Genomic DNA, 21097 nt, shown 5'->3' on the forward strand with positions numbered 1-21097 from the left:
GTCAGACGGCCCCCTGGTGTCGCTGTGAGAAATGGAACCAGGTCATGCTGACCATAATGACGATCAACGCGATGAGTAACGGAATATGGGCAAGGCTTTGCTTGGGGCGATAGCTTTGCGTTTCCACCATTCTGGGGTTCAGTGAGTCAATGCGTGCGTAGGTCTGTTCAAGGGCCGTTGCATCGTCGGCAAAGAAATATTCTCCGCCCGTGCGATCGGCTATGTCCTTCAGTGCCTGAAGATCGACACGGTCTTCGCCCGTGGCATTCGGGTCTCCGACACCAATCGTATACACAACCACGTTCTTTTCCGCAGCAATGGCCGAGGCATTGACGGGTGTCATGCGACTGGACGTATCGGCGCCATCGCTGAGAACAATCATCATGCGCTGGTCAACCTCGCTGGATTCAAAAGTTCGAATGCCAAGCCCGATCGCATCGCCCAAAGCCGTGTTCGGACCCGCCATGCCAACTTGAGTTTGGTCCAGGAACCCGTTCAAACTGTTCAGATCTTCCGTGAAGGGCGCTTGAATGAACGCGCGTGTTCCAAAGATGATCAGCGCCATCCTGTCACCATCTCTTTCAGAGATGAACTGCTTGAGAACCTCTTTGACCGCCTCCAACCGTTGCATCGGGGCACCGGATCCGGTCTGGAAGTCGCGCTGATCCATCGAGCCAGAGATATCCAGCGCCAAAACCACATCGCGGGCAGATTTTTCCATCACCACAGGGTCGCCCAGACGTTCCGGACGCGCCAGCGCCAGAACCAGAAGTATCCAGATCAAGGCGGCGCTGGCTGTTTGCAGCCGGGCCCGGGTTCGGATCATTGACCCGGATTGCGGCTCGACGCCCGCCGCCTGGGCCACGCGGCGAAAAAACGGAATGCGAATGGACACGGTTGTTTCCCGCCGGGGCGGAGCAATGGCGTACACCAGCAGCGGCAGCGGCAAAAGCAGAAACACCCAGGGCGCAGAGAAGGAAAACATCACGTTCCCCGATTCCGTTTATGGGACTTGACCCAATGCCGAGCAAGCTGGGTCAAGGCGCGGTTTGGCGGCATGTCCTTGTACGGCGCGTCGATCAGTGTTTGCCCAACCTCTGATAAAAAGGATTTTTCATCAGAGGTTTGTGAAAGGAAATTCAACCAGTCATCCCCGTGGATCCCTGCAACCTGCTTGCGCGGATATGCGACCAACGCGGTGCGGCGAAGGATTTCGGCAACTTTTGCCGATGTGATATCCGGGTCTGCCAGCTCTGCCAGCGCATGGCGGCGATACGCGCTTGCCCGCCTTCGCCGGACGAAAAGAACACTGACCAGTACGGCAAGGCCAAGCAGTATGACGGCCAGCGCCAACCACCCCCATGTCTGCGGAAACATCGAAACAGGCGTGGGTTCCGGTGCCGGCTCGAGCATATTCAGCAGATCAACCAGAGATTTCCCTGTCGTGTCGATGCTCATTTCTGCCCCCTGCGATGTCCGAACAGATACAGCAACTGATCCAGGGCAGGTTCCGCGGTCGTCAATGGAACAACCGGAAAACCGTATCGACGGGACCATGTGTGCAGGTGGTCCAACCTGTCTTCCATGGACTTGCGAATTTTGCCGGACAATTCGGGGTCGGCGCTGTCGATTTCGATCTGGTCGCGCCCGTCCGAGACCGTGAGTTTCAGATCAGGCGCCAGCCCCTTTGCTGTCTTGTCAGCAATATTGAACACGATCATATCGTTTGAGACCGCAATACGGCGCAGCAGGGATTCCGATCTTTCGTCAAGCCCGTCGCAGTCGGAAAACAGGCAAACCAGCCCGTTGGTTTGGAGCATACGCGCGGCTTCCGACAACATGTCATTCAGAGTTACGGTGGGTTGCGGGTTCAAGGCAGCATGCAAGGCCGAATTGGCAGCGCCGATGGAAGACAGAAACCGCATGAGCGCCGCCGCGCGGCGCTGCGGCCTGTGTTCAGCAACGCTTGTGTCGTTGAATACCAGACCACCGACACGATCGCCCTGACCAAGAACGCGATGTGCGGTGATTGCAGCAGCTTCGGCGGCGATGACCGATTTCATGTAGACTTCGGTTCCGAAAAACATCGAAACGCGCTGATCGACCAGCAACAGGGCAGGGCGGTCTCGTTCCTCGGTATAGACCCTAACATGGGGTTCACCGGTTCGCGCCGTGACTTTCCAGTCAATTGTTCGGATGTCGTCGCCCGGTTGGTAGTTGCGCAATTCCTCGAAATTCAGGCCGCGTCCGCGCAGGCGCGATGCGTGTCTGCCATTCAGGATCGACCGGGCAGGCTGACGTGGCAAAAAGCTCAGGGCACGGGAATGCAGTTCCAGACGCAACAGGTGATCCGCATCGACGTGAATGCGGGGATCATCGGGATATGCTGAGGATCGCTGCACCCGGCCAACCCTAACAGTCAGGGCAGCGCGACGAGACGCAGGATTTCCGCGATCACGTCATCTGCCGTTTTGGCGTTCCCCTGCGCCTCGAAGCTCAGCGTGATGCGGTGACGGAACACGTCATGTGCAATGGCTCGAATATCCGCAGGGTCCACATAGTCACGCTGGTTCATCCACGCATGCGCCCGACCGCATTTGTCCAATGCCAATGAGGCACGCGGGCTGGCACCGATTTCGATCCAGCTGGCCAGTTCTTCGCTGAGCGCCGCAGGCGTCCGGGTCGCCTGAACCAGATCGGCCATATAGCGATCCATTGCGTCCGAAACATGGATCTGCCCGATTTCCGAACGCGCTGCAAAAACGGCGTCCTGCGGGATTGTCGGTGGTGGCTCGCTTGACGCGCCTTTCCCGGCGGCGATCTCTTCGCCCCGCACCAGCCGGATCACTTCAACCTCGTCCTCGACCGGCGGATAGGTGATCTGAACATGCATCAGGAACCGGTCCATCTGCGCTTCGGGCAGGGGATAGGTGCCTTCTTGTTCAATAGGGTTCTGGGTTGCCATCACGATGAACAGCGGTTCCATCTTGTGGGTGGTCCCGGAAACCGTAACCTGGCGTTCTTCCATCGCCTCCAGCAAAGCGGCCTGCACCTTGGCCGGTGCCCTGTTGATTTCGTCAGCGAGGACGATATTGGCAAAGATCGGCCCGGGTTCGAACCGAAAGGTGCCGCCTTCGTCAGTTTGTTGAAACACCTCGGTTCCCGTCACGTCTGAAGGCAGCAGGTCAGGTGTGAACTGGATCCTGCTGAAGTCTGCATCCAGATTGCGCGCCATCGCCTTGACTGCACGTGTTTTGGCCAATCCGGGCAGACCTTCGATCAGAAGGTTTCCGTTGGCCAGCATCCCGATCAGCAGTCGGTCGATGACCTCGGTTTGCCCGATGATGGACTGGCCCATGCGGGTTTTGAGATCAAGTATCTGATTAAGTGCATTCATGGGTGGTGGTCCAATCGGTGCCAAGCTGGAAGAAACGAATTGATAACGGAACAGGGGGTAAGCCGGTCAGGAATATCCCGAAATATCGGAATGCTAACAGGCTTTGGCGGACCGATCTACCGTGAATGCCTGGCGGTGAGGTGGCGCAAATCTTTCCTCAGTTCCTGTCGTATGGGCCCAGTGTTTGGCGCGTCGCGCAAACTGTCCAGCCAGTGAGGGTGAGGCGCCTGTCCCGCGGCCCTGCTCCAGGTCAGATCCCGCAGGATTTTCTGTGCACCGACGTCAAGTGTGTCAGGAATTTCGAAATCATTCAGGGTGGCCCAGACGCCGCTCCACAAGCGCCCTACGGACCAGGGATTGTATCCGCCGCCACCCAGAACCAGAAAACGAGGCGAAAGAGGCTTCAGCGCCGCGACTGTTCGCCAATGCGCGTTGTTGGACAGGGTCAAACGCGAAAGCGGGTCTTCGGCCACGGCGTCGGCCCCGCATTGCAGGACAATGGCTTGCGGTTTGAACGCCTCGGTCGCTGGCAGGATCAATTGATCCAGAATGGCGGCGAATTCGTCGTCGTTCAGATGCCTTGGAACAGGCAGGTTGAAGGCCGCGCCACCGGCGTCTTCCTCAAGTTGACCCGTGAAAGGCCATCGCCGCGTTTCATGGACCGAGATCATCCGAACTCTGTCCGACCTGTGAAACGCAAGTTCAACCCCGTCGCAATGATGGGCGTCGATGTCGACATAGACCACGCGATCCAGGCCAGCGCTCAAAAGGGTCTGTATCGCCAGAACCGGATCGTTCAGATAACAAAACCCGTTCGCCCGGTCCGCAAGGCCATGGTGGGTGCCGCCCGCAGGGTTGAAAACGATCCCTCCATCCCGGATCAGTTCGGCGGCCAGCATGGAACCACCGGCGGCGGTTGCCGGCCGGCGATACATCTCGGCGAAGACCGGGTTCGACAGAGTCCCCAAACCGTATTTATCCCGTGTTTCGTCCGTAACATGCTGGTCCGCTTCTGCCTTTTGCAGGGCGGCGATATAGTCCGGCGTATGAAACCTTTCCAATACACTTGGCTTTGCGCAGGGGCTGACGCGGTAGTTTTCGGGCGTCAACCAACCCAGTTCGCGACACAGATCGATGACGGTTGAAACCCGTGGGATGGCCAGCGGGTGTTTTGAACCGTAGGTCGAGTTGCGGTAGATATCCGATCCGATGAACAGGGGGCGCTTCATGACCTAGCTTGCTGCGGCCTGACTGTTATCCTCGCCCAACCTGCCATCCAATGACATCAGTATGGCGACCGGTCGAAGGGCCGGGATGTGGCTGAACACGATCAGGATGCATACGGTCAGAGGAACGCTCAGAAACGCGCCGATCAGACCCCAGACCGTTGTCCAGAAGGTCAGGGCCAGAATGACAAGAAAGGTCGACATGTTCAGGGATCGGCCAAGCATGGCCGGATCCAGGAAATTGCCGATCAGGAATTGGATCGTTCCACATCCCAGCACGATCACCAGGAAGGGAAGGATCGTTTCGAATTGAACAAGCGCGATCATGGCCGGAAAAAACACCGCTATGATCGAACCGATCGAGGGGATGAAATTCAGGGCAAAGGTCAATACGGCCCAGGTTTCCGCGTATTCCAGACCAAGCGAGCGGAAAACCGTATAGCTGATGGTTGCCGTTATCAGGCTGATCAGGGTTTTGACGCCGACATAGCGCTGCAAGCTGACCGAAATCGCATCGAGCATGGTGGAAAACTCTGCTGCGGCGACAGGATTTCCGGCGGCCAGTTGGATCTTTTTCCGAAAGGCAAGCCGTTCGGCCATCAGAAAGGCGACATAAAGGCTGATCAGGAAGAACTGGTTCAACAATGAAGTGGCGCTGCCCAGCAACACGCGTGCGACATAGGACATGTCGATACTGACCAGATTGTCACGAATGAAGGTGGTCACGTCGTTGCCGACCAGCCCCGTTACACGCTCGACGGCACCATCAAACTGGTTTTCATAAGTGCTGATGGAGCGTGCAAACTGCGTCGCCTGACTGCCCAGCACGTACATGATCATGAACAAACCCGCCAGTACGACTGTCACACCGGCAATATTGGCCAGCCAGACCGGAGCGCGGGTCAGGGCTACTACGCGATCGCTCAGCGCGATGATCAGAACATTGACCAGCAGCGCCATGGCAAGCGGGATCAGGAAGTTCGCACCGGCATAGAGACCCAGCACGATCAGGGTCGCGATGATGCATGTATCCCGGACAACGGACAATCGAAGCTTGGGTCTAACCGTGATGTCTTTTTGATCCGGGGTCATTCGGTATCCTGTGTGCGGCACAAGCAGTGCCCATTTCCCATCCTGCGTGACCCAATCCTGCACGCGAGGTCTTGTTTATGCAATGCGTTCAGGCGTTTGTTGGCCCTCATTCTACAAATAGATTTTCACGACGGGTTCTGTGTTCTATTTCGGCAGGTTAGGGTTGCAGCATGACCACTGCCGCGAATCCCTTATTTGGCCGACCTATTCAGGCACTTTGGCTGTCGATCCGCCGGTTCAGCAGAAAGAACGGTTTCGTCATGAGCAGCCACGTGGCCATGTCGCTGATGATGGCGCTGTTTCCCTTTGTGCTGTTCACCGTGGCGCTGGCAGGGGCGTTATCTCAAGGCTATGTCACCGATGAGTTGATTGACCTGATTTTCGGCGCGTGGCCCAAGGACGTCGCAGATCCGATCGTGGCCGAACTGCGGGCCGTTCTGGCAGGATCCGGCTCGGGTGTCATCACCTTGGGGGGGCTGCTGGCGATTTACTTCGCCTCCAACGGCGTGGCTGCCGTACGTGCAGCCATGAACCAGGCCTACCACGACGAAGACAGTTGGCCTTTCTGGAAAACCCGACTGCTCTGTCTGGTGCTGGTCATTCTGGGCGGGTCGGCCATTCTGATCATTGCAGCGGTCGAGGTGGTTTTGCCGGTCTATACGAAACTGGTGGCTGAACACACGGAAGTTGCCGTGGCCAACTGGTTTTCCGTGGATCGCCTGCGCTGGACGTTCACCGTGGCGGTTCCTGCGGGCACCGTTCTTCTGGCGCATCTTGTGCTGCCGACTCGCAGGCACAGCCTGATGCAAATTTTGCCTGGCGTCTTGTTGACTTTGGTCTTGTGGGCGGCTGGTGGGTGGGCGTTTTCAATTTATATCAGCCAGTTCGCCACCTACAGCGCCACCTATGCTGGATTGGCGGGGGCCATGGCGGCATTGATTTTCCTGTATCTCTATTCGGCGATCCTGATCTTGGGTGCCGAATACAACGGTGCATTGATTGATCTGCAAAAAGCCGCCCAAGGAGATACGGCATGAGATTTGCCCTGATACTGGCCTGCCTTGCAATTGCTGGTGAAGTTCAGGCGCAGACGGCAGAGTATGTGGGTTCAGACCAGTGTACCGACTGTCATCTGCAAGAAGCCGAAGCCTGGGCCGCGTCACACCATGCGTTGGCCTGGACAGACCCCGCTGACGGCGCTGTTGTGGCGGATTTCAACGGTACCCGGTTCGATCATGACGGGATGTCCGTCCAATTCAAAAATGAGGCGGGCAGTTTCTCCGCCCGTGTAACGGAAAAAGACGGTGCAACGACGGAATATGACGTACATTCCGTCGTTGGAATCGAACCCTTGCAGCAATACCTTTTCGAGACCGAACCGGGCCGGTTGCAAAGTTTCGATGTGGTTTGGGACACAGAACAAAAGCGCTGGTATCACCTGTACCCTGATCAGGACCTGCCGCCTGATGACGGGTTGCATTGGACCGGTCCTTACAAAAACTGGAACGCGCGCTGCGCCGAATGTCATGCCACGGGTTTTGAGAAGAACTACGACCCTCAAACCAGAAGCTACACGTCACAGCAGGTCGAAATTGGGGTCGGGTGCGAGGCCTGCCATGGGCCGGGGTCCGCACATATCGACTGGGTCCGGGAAAAGCGTTCTTCAGATGGCCTGGCCAATGCCGGCTTTCTGTTGAGTTGGGGCAAGGGGCGGACCGAAGAAGAAATACAGCAATGCGCCGGATGTCATTCCCGGCGCGAGGCGCATGGCAACGGAAACCCGGTTCCGGGAACCCCGTATCATGATGCTTATAATCTGGCCGTGCTGCGCCCCGGGTCCTATCATCCCGACGGGCAAATTCTGGATGAGGTCTACGTCTACGGCTCGTTCCTGCAATCCCGGATGTACGCGCAGGGCGTCGGATGCATGAACTGCCACGAACCACACAGCGCAGACTTGAAAGCCGACGGAAACGGGGTTTGCACACAGTGCCACTCGCCTGCCGGAAATCCGGATTTCGCGACCCTTTCCGCAAAGGACTATGACACGCCTGCGCATCATAATCACCCGGAAGACAGCGAAGGCGCCCAGTGCAAAAGCTGCCACATGATCGAGCGGACCTACATGGGTGTCGACGGTCGACGCGATCACAGTTTTCGCATACCGCGACCGGATCTTGGGCTGGGCGTTGATGCCTGCACGGACTGCCATCAAGACCAGGATCAGGCCTGGGCCGCAAGCCAGATAGAGGGCTGGTTTCCGGGATCGCCAAATCGACACCCGCATTATGGGACAGTTTTCAAAGCCGCGGCCGAAGGGCAGCTCGACACGCCCGAAGGTTTGCTTGCGGTCGCAATGGATGCGTCGCAGCCGGGCATCGTCAGAGCGACCGCCGCGTATCTGTTGCAACCGTTTGGGTCGCCACAGATCGCCGCTGACACAGCGCCACTGTTGCAGGACGTTGACCCGCTGATACGAGCAATTGCAGCGGCGCTGCAACGTCAGGCCAGCCCGGCAGATCAGGTGCGCAGGCTCGAGCCGTTGCTGTCTGACCCTCTGCGAAACGTGCGCATCACCGCCGCCAAAGAGTTCCTGAGCATACCGCCGCAGGGCTTGACGGCTGAGCAGCGGGCCAAGCTTGGGCAGGGCATGTCGGAATGGCAGCAGGTCATTTCGAACAGGTTGGACGCCCCGGAAACCCATCTTGTTCTGGGGGGCATGGCTTTGACGCTTCGCAACGCGCAGGCGGCGGAGCAGGCGTTCAGAGAGGTCGTGACGCTGGACCCGCAGAGAGCAGAGGCGTGGCCGATGCTGGTACAACTGGCGCAGATCAATCGTGGCCCGGAAGCTGCGCGCGTAGTGCTGCAAGAGGCGCTGGACAGGTTGCCTGATGATCCGAACCTGCTGCAATTGTCGCAACAGTTCGGGCGTTGATCCGGCACATCCGTGCCCGAATTCTTTCATTTTGACGGCAGAATTCCTTGTTACAGCCAAGAACAAAGTGCTGATCCGAGGTGAGCCATGTCCAGAGAAGCAACAATGCGGAAGATGCCGGGTTCAAGCCCGGTTTCACTTGCCCAGCGCATCGAAGACCTGCGCAACCGGGAACCATCATACGTGACGCACGGAGATACGCTGATGTTGCAGGGAATGGCTGCCACGTCCTTGCGTGAACAGCGTCTGAGCGGAAATCTTATCCGGCTGGATGATTAAGAGCCGCCTCGAAACCCGGTTGCCACAACGAATTTTTCCGAACTGTCCGAGCGAGACGCCGGCGGTTTGACATTGGCGACTTTCTGGAATTTCTGCTTGAGCAACTTTTGCAGATCGCCCTCAGCCCCCCCAGCCAGAACCTTGGCAACAAAAGTGCCGCCTTCTTCCAGAACGTCGAATGCGAAATAGGCGGCAGTTTCGCACAGCGCCATGATGCGCAGGTGATCGGTCTGCTTGTGCCCCGAGGATGCCGCCGCCATATCCGACATCACGACGTCTGCCTTGCCGCCCAGCCAGTCTTTGACCTTCTGATCGGCGTCATCTTCCATGAAGTCCAGAACGTGGATTTCGGCCCCGGCAATTGGTTCGACCTCTTGCAGGTCGATGCCCAGCACGGTTCCGATCCGTTTGCCTGACTTTTCGCCCAGCGCGTTCACGCGTTTGACCGCCACCTGACACCAGCCGCCGGGCGCACAGCCCAGATCCACAACCCGCGCCCCGGGCACGAGAAAGCGGAATTTGTCGTCCAGTTCCAAAATCTTGTAAGCTGCGCGCCCCCGATAGCCTTCGGATTGCGCACGCTTGACATAGGGATCGTTCAGTTGCCGCTCGAGCCAGCGGGTCGAGCTGAGCTTGCGCCCGCGCGCTGTCTTGACCTTGACCTTCAGGTCGCGTTGCCCGCGGCCCGAGTTGTTTTTTCCACTTGGTGTTTTCGCCATCAGAACGGTCCGTCTTCCAATACACCGTCCGCGCTCATCTGTGCGTAAAGCAGACCTTCGCGCAGCCCCCGGTCCGCCACCGAAAGGCGGTCAGTGGGCCAGCAACGGAGCAATGCCTGCAATATGGCCGAGCCGGACATGATCAGGGCTTGCCGGTCTTCACCAATGCGAGGGTCCCGGCGCCGCCCGTGAGGGCCGAGTTCTAAATACCCGCGTATGACTTTGTCAATCTGATCGCTGGTCATGCGCAGCCCGTCCACTTTGGTCCGGTCATAGCGCTTGAGGCCCAGGTGCGAGGCCGCAACAGTGGTGACCGTGCCGCTGGTGCCGACGATCTGAAACCCTTCGCGCGCCTGTTCGTCCTTGTAGGGGGCAAAGTCGGCAAGGTTTTCCTCGAAAAACCAACTCATCAACGCAAAACGGGCCGCGTCATCCTCGACATCATTGAATTGGTCCCGCAGCGTTGCGACGCCCAGCGGCACGCTGATCCAGTCAACGACCTTGGCCGCTGGAAAAGGGCTGTCGACAGTGTGAAACCCGTGATGCAGCCGCATGATGGCCGCAGGTCGGTCGCGCCGTGGAACGGACGAGATGTCGATCCAGACCAATTCGGTCGAGCCGCCTCCGATATCGACGACCAGCAACTGCTCGGTCTTGGTCGAAACCAGTGGGGCACAGGAAATCACCGCCAGACGGGCCTCTTCCTCGGGCTGAATGATCTCAAGCGTCAGGCCGGTTTCGCGCTTCACCTGCCGGATGAATTCGCGCGAGTTCTTGGCGCGGCGGCACGCCTCGGTCGCGATCAGACGCATCCGTTTGACCTTGTTGCGTTTCAGCTTTTGCTGACAGATTCGCAATGCCTGAACGGTACGCGACATCGACGCCCGCGACAGTCGTCCGGTGCGTTCCAGACCCGCGCCCAACTGCACGGATTTGGAGAAGCTGTCGACCACATGGAACCCACTTCCCTTGGGTTGGGCTATCAACATGCGGCAACTATTTGTCCCCAGATCCAGTGCCGCATAAAGAGCATCCGGATCGGGTCTTGCCGGCGCGGGGCTTTCGACCGCTTTCGGGAACGCGCCCGCACCTTTGGGACGCTTGGGCGCCATCTTTACGCCCTCCGATTTTCGAGTTACCTCGACCCTAGGCGGGGGATTGCTGACGTGCAAGTGATTTCAATTTTGAAATTAACGCGCATGTCACATGCCGTTCACAAAATGATGCGATCTCCATGGGCGAACCCACGTTCGGGTTTATCTATTAGCTCTCAGCCAGATACGGAGACCGCAATGAAAGATGAGCGCATCCTTTCCTTCGACGAATTCGATGAAGTCGTAAATCCGCGCCCAGAAGAATGTGAATTTGATCGCGTTGTCGAACGCGCATTGTCCCGTCGCGGTTTTTTGGGCGGCGTTTTGGCGATGGGTAGTTTCACAGCTGTTGGTGGCTCGCTGATTCCTTCAGGGGCTCACGCGGTTTCCAACCGCTTCGCGTTTGAGGCGGTTCCCGTGTCGACTGCGGACGAGGTCATTGTTCCCGCTGGATACAAGGCGGATGTTATGGTGCGCTGGGGCGATCCGCTTTGGTCGGACGCGCCAGAGTTCGATCACGCGACCCGTGGTACGGCTGCCAGCCAGGAACGCGCCTTTGGTGACAATACCGATGGTCAGGACATTTTCTTGCATGACGGTCACGTTCTGCTGGTTGTAAACAACGAATATACCAATCGTGACATCCTGTGGGGCAACAATCCGGACGCCAAGCCAGCATCCGATGACGACATCGCAAAGGGCATGATGGCGCATGGTGTCACGATCGTGGAAATCGCGAGCACCGATGGCAAGTGGGGCATCGTGAAGGACAGCCCCTATAACCGCCGCGTTACACCGCAGACCGAAATGTCCATTACGGGTCCGGCCGCCGGTCATGACTTGATGAAAACCGCCGCCGATCCGTCCGGCACGACGTGCAAGGGAACATGGAACAATTGCGGAAATGGCGTGACGCCGTGGGGCACTTACCTGGCTTGTGAAGAAAACTTCAATGGCTACTTCTCGGCCGAAGACGAAAACCACGAGGTCAATGCTGATCTGAAACGTTATGGCGTATCGTCAAAAGACTGGGGTTACGGTTGGGCCAAAATTGATGACCGGTTCGACGTCTCGAAAAACCCAAACGAACCGAACCGCGCTGGTTTTGTGGTTGAGATCGATCCGACTGACCCAACCTCGACTCCGCGAAAACTGACCGCTCTGGGACGCTTCAAGCACGAAAACGCCGAAGTCATAGTCAACAATGACGGTCGCGTGGTCGTTTACATGGGCGATGATGAACGCGGCGAGTTTCTTTACCGCTTTGTCTCGGAAGGTGTTTATGCCGCTGGTGTGGACACAAACGCGCTGTTGGAACAAGGCACACTTTCGGTTGCCAAGTTCAACGACGATGGAACCGGCGAGTGGCTTGATCTGACGCCGGAAAGCACTGGCATGGCCTCGCAGGCCGAGATCAGCATCCACACCCGTCAGGCTGGTTCGGCAGTTGGAGCAACCACCATGGATCGTCCCGAGTGGGTTGCGGCTAATCCAAACGCGCCCGAGGTTTACTGTTGCTTGACCAACAACAAGAACCGTGGCGTGAAGCCGAATGCAGGGGGCGACGATACCTCGGCCAACGGCCCGAACCCGCGGGACAAGAACAACTACGGTCAGATCGTTCGCTGGCGCCCGGATGGCGGCGATCATGCTGCGGCTGGCTTTGGCTGGGATCTGTACGTTCTGGCAGGCAATCCCACTGTCCACCAAGACGCCTATGCCGGATCCGAGAACGTGAACGCCGACAATATGTTCAACTCACCCGATGGATTGAAGTTCGACAGCAACGGCTTGCTGTGGATCCAGACCGATGGCAATTATGGCAACGAAGGTGACTTCGCCGGGCAGGGCAACAACCAGATGCTGGCAGGCGACCCTGTCACCGGCGAAATCCGCCGTTTTCTGGTTGGCCCCAACGAATGCGAGGTCACCGGTCTCAGCTGGTCGCCGGACCGTCGTACGATGTTTGTCGGCATTCAGCACCCGGGCGAAGATGGCAACAGCCATTGGCCTGAAGGCGGGGACTCGGTGCCACGCTCGGCCATTATCGCCATTACGCGCGAAGATGGCGGTTTGGTCGGCTAAAGCCATTTGCCCCATCAATTCTTGCCTCGGACGGTTTTTCCCGTCCGGGGTTTTTCTTTTTCATGCAGCGCTTTCATAGAGACAATGAGAATTATGATATGCGCGTTTTCCCAGAAACTGGGTAAAAGCCACTACACAGCAGTGGGCGCAAAACGTCGTTTGGAAAGCGTCGTGTGTCGAAAATCGACCGACCCAGGCCTACATTGAAGTTTAGAACCGGCCCATCGGGTTAGGAGGAATCACAGCAATGCCTGACGTCACCATCGTATATTGGCGCGACATTCCCGCTCAGGTCATCGTCGGCAAAGGCCGTCGTGGCGCAAAGCGGCAGTTGGAAGAACGGTTTGAACAAGCAATCGACCGTGCCGCAATGAAGGTGAACGCCAAGGACAGTGATGCCTATCTGGCCGAATGGCGCAAAGCCGAACCTTTCGCGGTCGAAGGCGATCCTGCCGAGATTGCCGAAGCCGAGGCTGTGCGTCTGGAAACGGAATACGATCAGGACCGCGTCAAAGCGCTGATTGCAAATGACGGTTGGGCATGAGCCCCAGACTTTATGGGAGGCCGAAATGGCTTTGCTGAACTTCAAGAAACGTGATGCGGTCGAAAGCGGCCCAGTAAATCCGACCGTCGAAGCCTTTTTGCAAGGCTATTCGATCGAGGTCATGCCGCGTACCGCCGAAAAGGTCGACGATTTCCGCGCGCTGCTGCCCGAGAGGACACGCGTTTACATCGCCCATATCGAGGGCACGCCCATCGAAGACATGGTCAAGACGGCCAAGCGAATTGCGGCGGAAGGTTACCCTGTCATGCCGCATTTTCCGGCACGTATCATCAAGGATGCGGCGACGTTGGAAAACTGGATCGCCATGTATCAGGGCGAAGCAGGCGTTGAACAGGCGTTGTTGCTGGCGGGCGGTGTCGCCAACCCGCACGGCGAGTTCGACAGCTCGATGCAGCTGCTGGAAAGTGGTCTGTTTGACAAGGCGGGCTTCAAGCGCCTGCACGTGGCGGGCCACCCCGAAGGCAACAAGGACATCGACCCCGACGGTTCGACCAAGAACGTCGATGACGCGTTGCGCTGGAAGCAGAAGTTCAACGAGACCACGGATGCCGAAATGGCGCTGGCAACACAGTTCGCTTTTGACGCCAAGCCGATCATCGCCTGGGCCGACAGCCTGAAGGAAGCGGGCATCGATCTGCCGATCCATATCGGAATCGCGGGTCCGGCCAAGCTGCAAACCCTGATCAAATTCGCCATCGCGTGTGGCGTTGGGCCGTCTCTGAAGGTTCTGCAAAAGCGCGCCATGGATGTCTCCAAGCTGTTGCTGCCCTACGAGCCGACCGATGTCGTGACCGAACTGGCCAACCACAAGGCGGCCAACCCGGATTTCAACATCACCAACGTGCACTTCTTCCCGCTGGGCGGGATCAAGACCAACGCCAACTGGGCGATCAATAACGGCGGCGCTTCGGCAAAGCCTGTAAACTCCTAAGGAACGGACATGACCCGAACAGTCGTAGAATCAAAAACAAAAACAGCCGTCCTGGGCTTTGATGAACCGTTCTGCGTGATCGGTGAACGGATCAACCCGACCGGCCGTAAGAAACTGGCCGCCGAGCTGGAAGCGGGCGACTTTTCGACCGTCGAAAAGGACGCCTTGGCTCAGGTGGCGGCTGGCGCGACCGTTCTGGATATCAATGCGGGCGTTGTCTACAACTCGAACCCCAACCCGAACGAGACCGAACCACCGCTGATGCGAAAGATCGTCGAGCTGGTGCAGGGTCTGGTTGACGTGCCGCTGTGTATCGACTCGTCGGTTCCGGGCGCGCTGGAAGCCGGCCTTGAGGCCGCAGAAGGCCGCCCACTGCTGAACTCGGTCACCGGCGAAGAAGAACGTCTGGAACTGGTTCTGCCGCTGGTCAAAAAGTACAACGTTCCGGTCGTGGCTATCTCGAACGATGACACTGGCATTTCGGAAGACCCCGATGTGCGCTTTGACGTCGCCAAGAAGATCGTCGAGCGCGCTGCCGATTTCGGCATCCCTGCACATGACATCGTGGTTGACCCGCTGGTCATGCCCATCGGTGCGATGGCGACCGCCGGTCAGCAAGTGTTCGCGCTGGTCCGTCGTCTGCGCGAAGAACTGGGTGTGAACACCACCTGCGGTGCGTCCAACATCTCGTTCGGTCTGCCGAACCGTCACGGCATCAACAACGCGTTCCTGCCGATGGCGATGGGTGCGGGCATGACCTCGGCCATCATGAACCCGGTGGCGTTGCCCGTGACGCAGAAGAAGATCGCCGAGAAAAAAGAGGCCGTGGCGGCAGCCGGTATCATCCTGCCTGAAGGCATGGACGATGAAACCTTCGTGCAGATGTTCGGTCTGGGATCGACGAAGCCGCGCGCCGGCAAGGAAATGGAAGCCATCCGCGCGGCAAACCTGCTTACCAACAACGACCCACATGGCGGTGAGTGGATCCGGTTCAACAAAGCACCGGACGAAGCGGGTGCCGCAGGACCCGTAGGTGGACGTCGCGGTGGTGGCCGTCGGCGCCGCGCCTGATCTGAACGACACAGACTGCAAAGGCCGGGCTCAGCGCCCGGCCTTTTGCATTTGACCCTGATCAATGTCGAATTTGCAGAAGGTTTCAGAATACCCTGATCCAGGATGCATTGATCAGGTGGCAGCATGAGTAAACATCACCCCCCAAAACTCTCGGATGCGGATCTGACCAGGAAACTGAACAAAAAGGTCTACTTCGATCAGCTGATCGAATTGCAGACACGATTGGCCAGAATTCAGCAAGCTTATCTGTTTCACGGGCTCAAGGGCGTGTTGGTTTTCGAAGGGTGGGACGCTGCCGGAAAAGGGGGGACCATTCGCCGGATCAATCAGGCCCTGGACCCGCGCAGCTTCAAGGTCTGGCCGATCGGTGCGCCCCGGAACTACTATCTCAACCGGCATTATCTGTTGCGTTTCTGGGAACGCCTGCCGCCTTCGGGTGCGATCTCCGCCTTCGACCGCAGCTGGTACGGCCGGGTTTTGGTTGAGCGGATCGAAAAGCTGACCCCGGAAACACGCTGGCGGGCCGCGTATCAGGAAATCAATGATTTCGAACGAATGCTGGTCGATGACGGGACTCGAATCGTGAAACTGTTCTTCCACATTTCACAGGAAGAGCAGATGCGCCGATTTACTGAGCGGCTGACCAACCCGATGAAACGCTGGAAGCTGACTTATGAAGATTTCAGAAACCGCGAAAAATGGGATGTCGCAGAGGTGGCCGTGGATGAAATGCTGGCACGGACGTCTACAGAAGTTGCCCCTTGGCACGTGATCCCGTCCAACAACAAGAAATATGCGAGGATCACGGCCATGAAGGCCATTGTCGAGGCGTTTTCGGAAGGGGTTGATCTGAACCCCCAGCATCTGGATCGCCGTACTTTGGAAGCGGCAGGCAAGACCTTGGCAGTCGACCAGTCCCTGATCGACAGCCTGCGAGCCCGAACCGAGTAAGAACCCGAAAAAGGTTGGTTGCGATCCGGGTTGAACGTCTGGATGTTCTGGTGTTATTTCATCTGACAAGGCGGGTATGATGTAATGGTAGCCTGTCAGCTTCCCAAGCTGAACGCGCGGGTTCGATTCCCGCTACCCGCTCCAAAATCGGACTGTAAGGCGCTGTTATTTCATCAAAAAAGGTGGCGCTGCGTGGCTTTGCCACCACCTTCACGGGCCTGACTGGCACGTGTTTCCACGGATCTGCTCAACGGGCTTGGAAAGCCGGTTCTAGCTGTTGAGGCCAAGCAAGGACTCTCTGCCAACGATGTGCGTCGGCAGTTCAACAGATTTGCCCGGTGCGTTGGATTCGATCATCTGAATCAACGCCTGAGCAGCCTTGCGTCCCATGTCACGATGAGGAACATGGACAGTTGTCAGCGCAGGGGCGACTATGCGCGCAAGCTCGATATCATCAAAGCCGGTGATCGATACATCTTCGGGCACCCGCAGTCCCATCTGCTGAGCTTGCCTTACCGCACCGACGGCCAGAACGTCGTTGCCGCACAACACCGCGGTCGGCGGGTTATCATTCGACATGAGATGCTTGAACGCATCGGCGCCGTTTTCAATCTCGTACGAGGTTTCGATCACCGAAAGGTCGTCTTGCGACAGTCCATGTCGGGACATCGCGTCTTTTATCCCTTGGATCCTCAAACGCGCACGGTCGTTGCCCTTGCTGATGCCTGAAATCGTTGCCAACCGCGTATGGCCTAATTCGATGATCTTGCTTGTCAAAGCCTCCATCGCCCGTCTGTTGTCAAACCCGACGGACGGTATTGGTTCGTCTGGCAGGAAGGACCACGCGACCAGAGCCGGCACTTTACGCCTTTCGAGATAGTCGTAGATTTGCACGTCCCGGTCATGCCCGATCAGCAACAGCCCGTCGGCGCCCCGTGCAACCAGCGTTCGGATCTGTTCTTCTTCTGCGGCCGGTTGGTAGGCCGAGCTGGAGACCAGCAAGGTGTAGCCCTGTTTGTGGATCTCTTCTTGGAACGCCTGCAACCCCCTTGCAAAGATTGCATTTTCCATCGTCGGAATTATCGCGCCGATCGTGAAAGAACGCCGTGCAGCCATCACTCGGGCTGCAAAGTTCGGCGTGTAGCCAAGGGTGTCTACGGCAGACAGAACACGTTTCCGCGTTGCCTCGACCACCTGTTGCGGGGTGTTCAGGCACCGTGACACGGTGGCAGTTGAAACGCCTGCTGCCTTGGCAACGTCATCCAGCGTCGGTGCGGACCGATGTTTTGACATTCTCGAACTCTCAATTCCGGTTCGCCTAAGTTAGTCGCATTTTTCCAAGGATGAAAGCGTTTATGTAAGCGCTTGCATTTATGATGTAAGCGCTTACAAATGTATTTGAGCCGATTCTGAAGGGAGTCCCGGAAATGTATCTCGCTGCATCAGTCATCGTTTTTGCGATCTATTTCGCAAATGTCGCTTTGGGTGCTTTTGCGAGCAGCGCGTTTCTTGGCGACGTTGGAGAGATGTTGGTTCTGTTCGCGGCTTCGATCCTGTTCGTTGTCGCAATTCTGAAAAAGGAAGCTGACCGGGACGCACAAGACGGCAGCTGAACTTTTGCTTGGGAGGGCAATTGATGAAAACCGACAAGACCGAACTGGCATCGGCCGAGCGCCGCAATTTTCTGAAACTGAGCGCCAGTGGCGCGTTTACGGCCGCATTGGTCGCTGGGGCAGGGGGCGTTTTGTGGTCTTCCGAGGCCGCCGCGCAGACCGCGAAGGAAGAAAGCGAGCGTGAAAAGGCCGCTGACCATGTAATGACAGTAGCCACAGCTTACGTGCTGGGCGCATCGCGCAGCTACCCCATCATGCAACTGGATCTGAAAGAGAACATCCAGAACGCCACAAACGGCAAGGTCTATGTGAAACTGGCCCCCGGCGGTCAGCTTGGTGCGGGTGGCGCACTGGTCCAGAAGGTGCAGGGCGGCACCATTCAGGCGGCGCAGCATTCGCTGTCGAATTTCGCGCCGTTCGCGTCGACAGTCGACCTGATCAACATGCCGTACCTGTGCGGCTCGAACCAGCGTTTCACGAACCTTGTCCATTCGGACACGTGGAAAAGTGAGGTTCACCCCAAGGTCGAAGCGGCAGGGTTCAAGGCTCTGTTCTATGTGAACATCGACCCGCGCGTCGTTGCGGTTCGTCAGGGCGGCAATGCCGTGCTCACACCCGGTGATATGAGCGGGATCAAGTTCCGCGTGCCGGGATCCAAGATGCTGCAACAATACTACCGGATGGTCGGCGCCAACCCGACGCCCGTTGCCTGGGGCGAGACCCCCTCGGCCATCAAGCAGGGCGTTGCGGATGCGCTCGATCCTTCGGTTGGCGCACTCTATGTCTTCGGCTTCAAGGACATCCTCAGCCATGTGACCTTCACGCAGGCGGTGCCGGACAGCCAAGTTTATTCCTGTAATCTGGAATGGTTCAACTCGATGCCGGCTGATGTGCAGGAAGGCATCATGTGGGGGTCGGAAATGACCAGCCATCAGAACCTGTCCAAGGTTCCGTCGGCCCGCGCCTATGCCATGGCCGAGCTGAACAAGGCCGGGGTGCAGTTCCACTCGCTCAGTGACGACCAACTGGCGGAATGGCAGGATGCCGGCGGGTATCAAAACGCCGATTGGGATCCGTTCAAGATGGAACTGGCTGGATCGATGGAAAACTTCGAAAAGCTGGTCGAAGCCGCCGGTACTCAGGGCAAATACTACGTCCACGACGCGTAAGCCCAAGCCGTGGACGCCTGACGGGCGTCCACGAACCTTACTTTCAGTCAGCCCGACAACAACCCGCCACATCAGGCGCGGGTCAGGCTGTCCCTGCGCCGGAGGATCAGATGACCATTCTTCAAAACATAGACCGAAACGCAGAGCGTTGGTTGCTGCTGGTGTTCTACGTGATGCTGGTGATTACCATGGCCATCGAAGTGCTGCGGCGCGAGATTTTTGCTTATTCGTCGATCTGGGGCGAGGAAATCGTCCGGTATTCCTTCATCTATCTGGCCTGGATCGGTGCCGCGGCTGCGGTGAAAGAGCGGGCGCATATACGGATCGATGTGATCATGCATTACATCGGGCCTCGCCCCAAGGCGGTGCTGTATATTTTCGGCGATCTCGTGATGTTCGGCGTGGCAATCATCGCGCTCTACTGGTCGTATGAGGCGGTTCATGTCTCGGCCAAGTTCGGCTCGGTCACGGATGGGCTTCGGGTCTCGAAAGTCTGGTTCCTAATGGCCGTGCCCACTGGATTTGCCCTGATGATATGGCGGCTGATCCAATCCTTCCTGCGTGACCTGAAATCACTTCGTGACGGCACCCCCGTCTTCGAAGGCGACAAGCTGTTTGACTGAGGAGAATACGGATGCTTTGGAATTCCCTCAATCAAACCGTTGAACTGGGCTGGGATTTTTACCTGCCGGTGATCCTGTTCGTAGGCCTGATCGCCTTGGCCGTGCCCGTTTGGGCCGCCATAGGAACAGCGGCGGTCGTGATGCTGATCATGTCCGGTGATCTACCTCTCAGCCTGGTCGGAGAAAGCCTGTTCACAGGTATCGACGCATTTGCCCTGACCGCTGTTCCGTTGTTCATCCTGACCGGGGACGTTCTGGTGCGGACCGGTCTGTCGCGCAAATTCCTGGACGTAGCCGAGGCGCTGACCTGCTTCGCCAAAGGCGGGTTCGGTTCGGCCACGGTTCTGGTCTGCGGTATGTTTGCCGCGATTTCAGGGTCGGATGCTGCCGGGGCGGCTGCGGTGGGGCGCATGACCATCAACCGGCTGGTGGAAAGCGGATATCCGCGTCCCTATGCCTGTGCTCTGGTTGCGGCTGGTGCCTGTACCGGCATCCTGATCCCACCCTCGATCGCCTATATCATCATCGGCCTCGTGCTGGGTATCTCCGCCTCGACCCTGTTTCTTGCAGCCTTGATTCCGGGTCTGGCCATCCTGGTGTCGATCCTGATCACCAACATCATCATGAACCGTCTTTACGCCTATGAGGGCGGCGGCATGATGACCATGGGTGAATGGCTGTCCAATCTGGGCAAGGCGCTGAAATCGGGCTGGTACGCCTTCATCGTGCCGGGGATCATTTTCTACGGCATCTTCTCAGGTCGCCTTACCCCGACCGAAGCCGGCGCAACCGCCGTGGTCGTCACCATCATCATGGGCTTCATCCTGCGCACACTGACGCTGGCGGACTTTCCATCGATGCTGGTCAGTTCGGCCAAGGTTAACGGAGTCATCCTGCCGATCATCGCCTTCTCGGCACCCTTGGCCGAAGCACTGGCGATCATGGGCGTGCCACAGGGCTTCGTGGCCTCGGTCACGTCGCTTACCGATGATCCGTATCTGTTGATCTTGCTGATGATCGGCATCCTGATCGCAGCGGGCTGCGTCATGGAGACAACGCCGAACATCGTGATTCTGGCGCCGATCCTGAAGCCGCTGGCCGACAATATCGGCATGAATGAAATCCAGTTCTGCATCATGATGATCACCGCGCTGGGTGTGGGCTTTATCACGCCGCCGCTGGGTCTGAACCTGTTCGTCGTATCTGGCATTACCGGTGAGTCCATTCTGAAGATTGCCGCCCGGGCCATTCCTTTCGTACTGACCATGCTGATCGTGGTGATCCTGATCGCCTACGTGCCTGCTGTGTCGACCACACTGCTTCCTGAAATCTACCAATAGGACC

The 21097-nt window shown here is 57.8% G+C and carries 21 protein-coding genes and 1 tRNA gene; 13 read left to right on the plus strand and 9 right to left on the minus strand.

Translation table 11 applies throughout. The annotated features are described in order from the left end of the window. Window position 1: 1 nt before the first annotated feature. The 6 genes from GOW04_RS03815 to GOW04_RS03840 form a co-directional block, all read right to left on the minus strand. Window positions 2-985: a VWA domain-containing protein gene (locus GOW04_RS03815; protein ID WP_171231595.1), complete on the minus strand. Its 984-nt coding sequence runs from the start codon at window positions 983-985 to the stop codon at window positions 2-4. Continuing rightward, window positions 985-1458, minus strand: coding sequence for a DUF4381 domain-containing protein (locus tag GOW04_RS03820; protein ID WP_171231596.1), 474 nt, complete (start codon window positions 1456-1458; stop codon window positions 985-987). Before GOW04_RS03820 ends, GOW04_RS03815 begins: the two co-directional genes overlap by 1 nt. Next, window positions 1455-2402 carry a DUF58 domain-containing protein gene (locus GOW04_RS03825; protein WP_171231597.1) on the minus strand — a complete coding sequence of 316 codons (948 nt, stop codon included), beginning with the start codon at window positions 2400-2402 and terminating at the stop codon, window positions 1455-1457. Before GOW04_RS03825 ends, GOW04_RS03820 begins: the two co-directional genes overlap by 4 nt. 17 nt (window positions 2403-2419) lie before the next feature. Further along, the gene (locus GOW04_RS03830) at window positions 2420-3397 is read right to left on the minus strand and encodes a MoxR family ATPase (RefSeq protein WP_171168023.1); all 978 of its coding nucleotides are present in this window, start codon (window positions 3395-3397) and stop codon (window positions 2420-2422) included. Window positions 3398-3513: 116 nt separating this feature from the next. Further along, window positions 3514-4626, minus strand: a complete 1113-nt coding sequence (locus GOW04_RS03835) for an acetoin utilization protein AcuC (protein ID WP_171231598.1) — start codon at window positions 4624-4626, stop codon at window positions 3514-3516. Between the two features lie 3 nt (window positions 4627-4629). Continuing rightward, window positions 4630-5715: an AI-2E family transporter gene (locus tag GOW04_RS03840; RefSeq protein WP_152458051.1), complete on the minus strand. Its 1086-nt coding sequence runs from the start codon at window positions 5713-5715 to the stop codon at window positions 4630-4632. A gap of 170 nt (window positions 5716-5885) precedes the next feature. On the opposite strand from GOW04_RS03840, the gene GOW04_RS03845 reads away from it, so the two are divergent. The 3 genes from GOW04_RS03845 (at window position 5886) to GOW04_RS03855 (ending at window position 8929) form a co-directional block, all read left to right on the plus strand. Beyond that, the gene (locus GOW04_RS03845) at window positions 5886-6752 is read left to right on the plus strand and encodes a YihY/virulence factor BrkB family protein (RefSeq protein WP_171231599.1); all 867 of its coding nucleotides are present in this window, start codon (window positions 5886-5888) and stop codon (window positions 6750-6752) included. Continuing rightward, window positions 6749-8650, plus strand: coding sequence for a cytochrome c3 family protein (locus GOW04_RS03850; protein ID WP_171231600.1), 1902 nt, complete (start codon window positions 6749-6751; stop codon window positions 8648-8650). Before GOW04_RS03845 ends, GOW04_RS03850 begins: the two co-directional genes overlap by 4 nt. Before the next feature lie 87 nt (window positions 8651-8737). Further along, window positions 8738-8929 (plus strand): hypothetical protein, encoded by a 192-nt coding sequence (locus tag GOW04_RS03855; protein WP_171204795.1) that lies wholly within the window; start codon window positions 8738-8740, stop codon window positions 8927-8929. Here GOW04_RS03855 and GOW04_RS03860 read toward each other — a convergent pair. Both GOW04_RS03860 and GOW04_RS03865 read right to left on the minus strand, forming a co-directional pair. After that, the gene (locus GOW04_RS03860; protein WP_171204794.1) at window positions 8926-9648 is read right to left on the minus strand and encodes an RlmE family RNA methyltransferase; all 723 of its coding nucleotides are present in this window, start codon (window positions 9646-9648) and stop codon (window positions 8926-8928) included. The genes GOW04_RS03855 and GOW04_RS03860 overlap by 4 nt on opposite strands. Continuing rightward, on the minus strand, window positions 9648-10760 hold the full coding sequence (locus GOW04_RS03865; protein WP_171115826.1) for a Ppx/GppA phosphatase family protein: 1113 nt from the start codon (window positions 10758-10760) through the stop codon (window positions 9648-9650). Before GOW04_RS03865 ends, GOW04_RS03860 begins: the two co-directional genes overlap by 1 nt. Window positions 10761-10940: 180 nt before the next feature. On the opposite strand from GOW04_RS03865, the gene GOW04_RS03870 reads away from it, so the two are divergent. The 6 genes from GOW04_RS03870 to GOW04_RS03895 all read left to right on the plus strand — a co-directional run bounded on the left by GOW04_RS03870 (window position 10941) and on the right by GOW04_RS03895 (window position 16492). Continuing rightward, window positions 10941-12827 (plus strand): PhoX family phosphatase, encoded by a 1887-nt coding sequence (locus GOW04_RS03870; protein WP_171231601.1) that lies wholly within the window; start codon window positions 10941-10943, stop codon window positions 12825-12827. A gap of 247 nt (window positions 12828-13074) precedes the next feature. Further along, window positions 13075-13371, plus strand: coding sequence for a virulence factor (locus GOW04_RS03875; RefSeq protein ID WP_117868895.1), 297 nt, complete (start codon window positions 13075-13077; stop codon window positions 13369-13371). A 25-nt stretch (window positions 13372-13396) separates the two neighbouring features. After that, window positions 13397-14323, plus strand: coding sequence for a methylenetetrahydrofolate reductase (locus GOW04_RS03880; RefSeq protein WP_171231602.1), 927 nt, complete (start codon window positions 13397-13399; stop codon window positions 14321-14323). A gap of 9 nt (window positions 14324-14332) precedes the next feature. Next, window positions 14333-15394, plus strand: a complete 1062-nt coding sequence (locus GOW04_RS03885) for a methyltetrahydrofolate cobalamin methyltransferase (RefSeq protein WP_152458043.1) — start codon at window positions 14333-14335, stop codon at window positions 15392-15394. A 126-nt stretch (window positions 15395-15520) separates the two neighbouring features. Then, entirely contained in the window at window positions 15521-16348 is an 828-nt protein-coding gene (locus tag GOW04_RS03890; RefSeq protein ID WP_171231603.1) for a polyphosphate kinase 2 family protein, read from the plus strand. A 70-nt stretch (window positions 16349-16418) separates the two neighbouring features. Beyond that, window positions 16419-16492 (plus strand) — tRNA-Gly (locus GOW04_RS03895). Between the two features lie 126 nt (window positions 16493-16618). Here GOW04_RS03895 and GOW04_RS03900 read toward each other — a convergent pair. Further along, window positions 16619-17641, minus strand: a complete 1023-nt coding sequence (locus tag GOW04_RS03900; RefSeq protein WP_171231604.1) for a LacI family DNA-binding transcriptional regulator — start codon at window positions 17639-17641, stop codon at window positions 16619-16621. A gap of 134 nt (window positions 17642-17775) precedes the next feature. Here GOW04_RS03900 and GOW04_RS03905 point away from each other — a divergent pair, with 134 nt between their 5' ends. The 4 genes from GOW04_RS03905 (at window position 17776) to GOW04_RS03920 (ending at window position 21093) form a co-directional block, all read left to right on the plus strand. Then, window positions 17776-17961, plus strand: coding sequence for a hypothetical protein (locus tag GOW04_RS03905; RefSeq protein ID WP_171115836.1), 186 nt, complete (start codon window positions 17776-17778; stop codon window positions 17959-17961). A gap of 23 nt (window positions 17962-17984) precedes the next feature. After that, window positions 17985-19130, plus strand: coding sequence for a TRAP transporter substrate-binding protein (locus tag GOW04_RS03910; protein WP_171168041.1), 1146 nt, complete (start codon window positions 17985-17987; stop codon window positions 19128-19130). A gap of 110 nt (window positions 19131-19240) precedes the next feature. Further along, window positions 19241-19753, plus strand: coding sequence for a TRAP transporter small permease (locus tag GOW04_RS03915; RefSeq protein ID WP_170344207.1), 513 nt, complete (start codon window positions 19241-19243; stop codon window positions 19751-19753). Between the two features lie 11 nt (window positions 19754-19764). Beyond that, window positions 19765-21093, plus strand: a complete 1329-nt coding sequence (locus tag GOW04_RS03920; RefSeq protein WP_171231605.1) for a TRAP transporter large permease — start codon at window positions 19765-19767, stop codon at window positions 21091-21093. Window positions 21094-21097: the final 4 nt, after the last annotated feature.

It is taken from the genome of Ruegeria sp. HKCCA4812, assembly GCF_013034245.1.
In the GTDB taxonomy this organism is placed as follows: Bacteria; Pseudomonadota; Alphaproteobacteria; order Rhodobacterales; family Rhodobacteraceae; genus Ruegeria.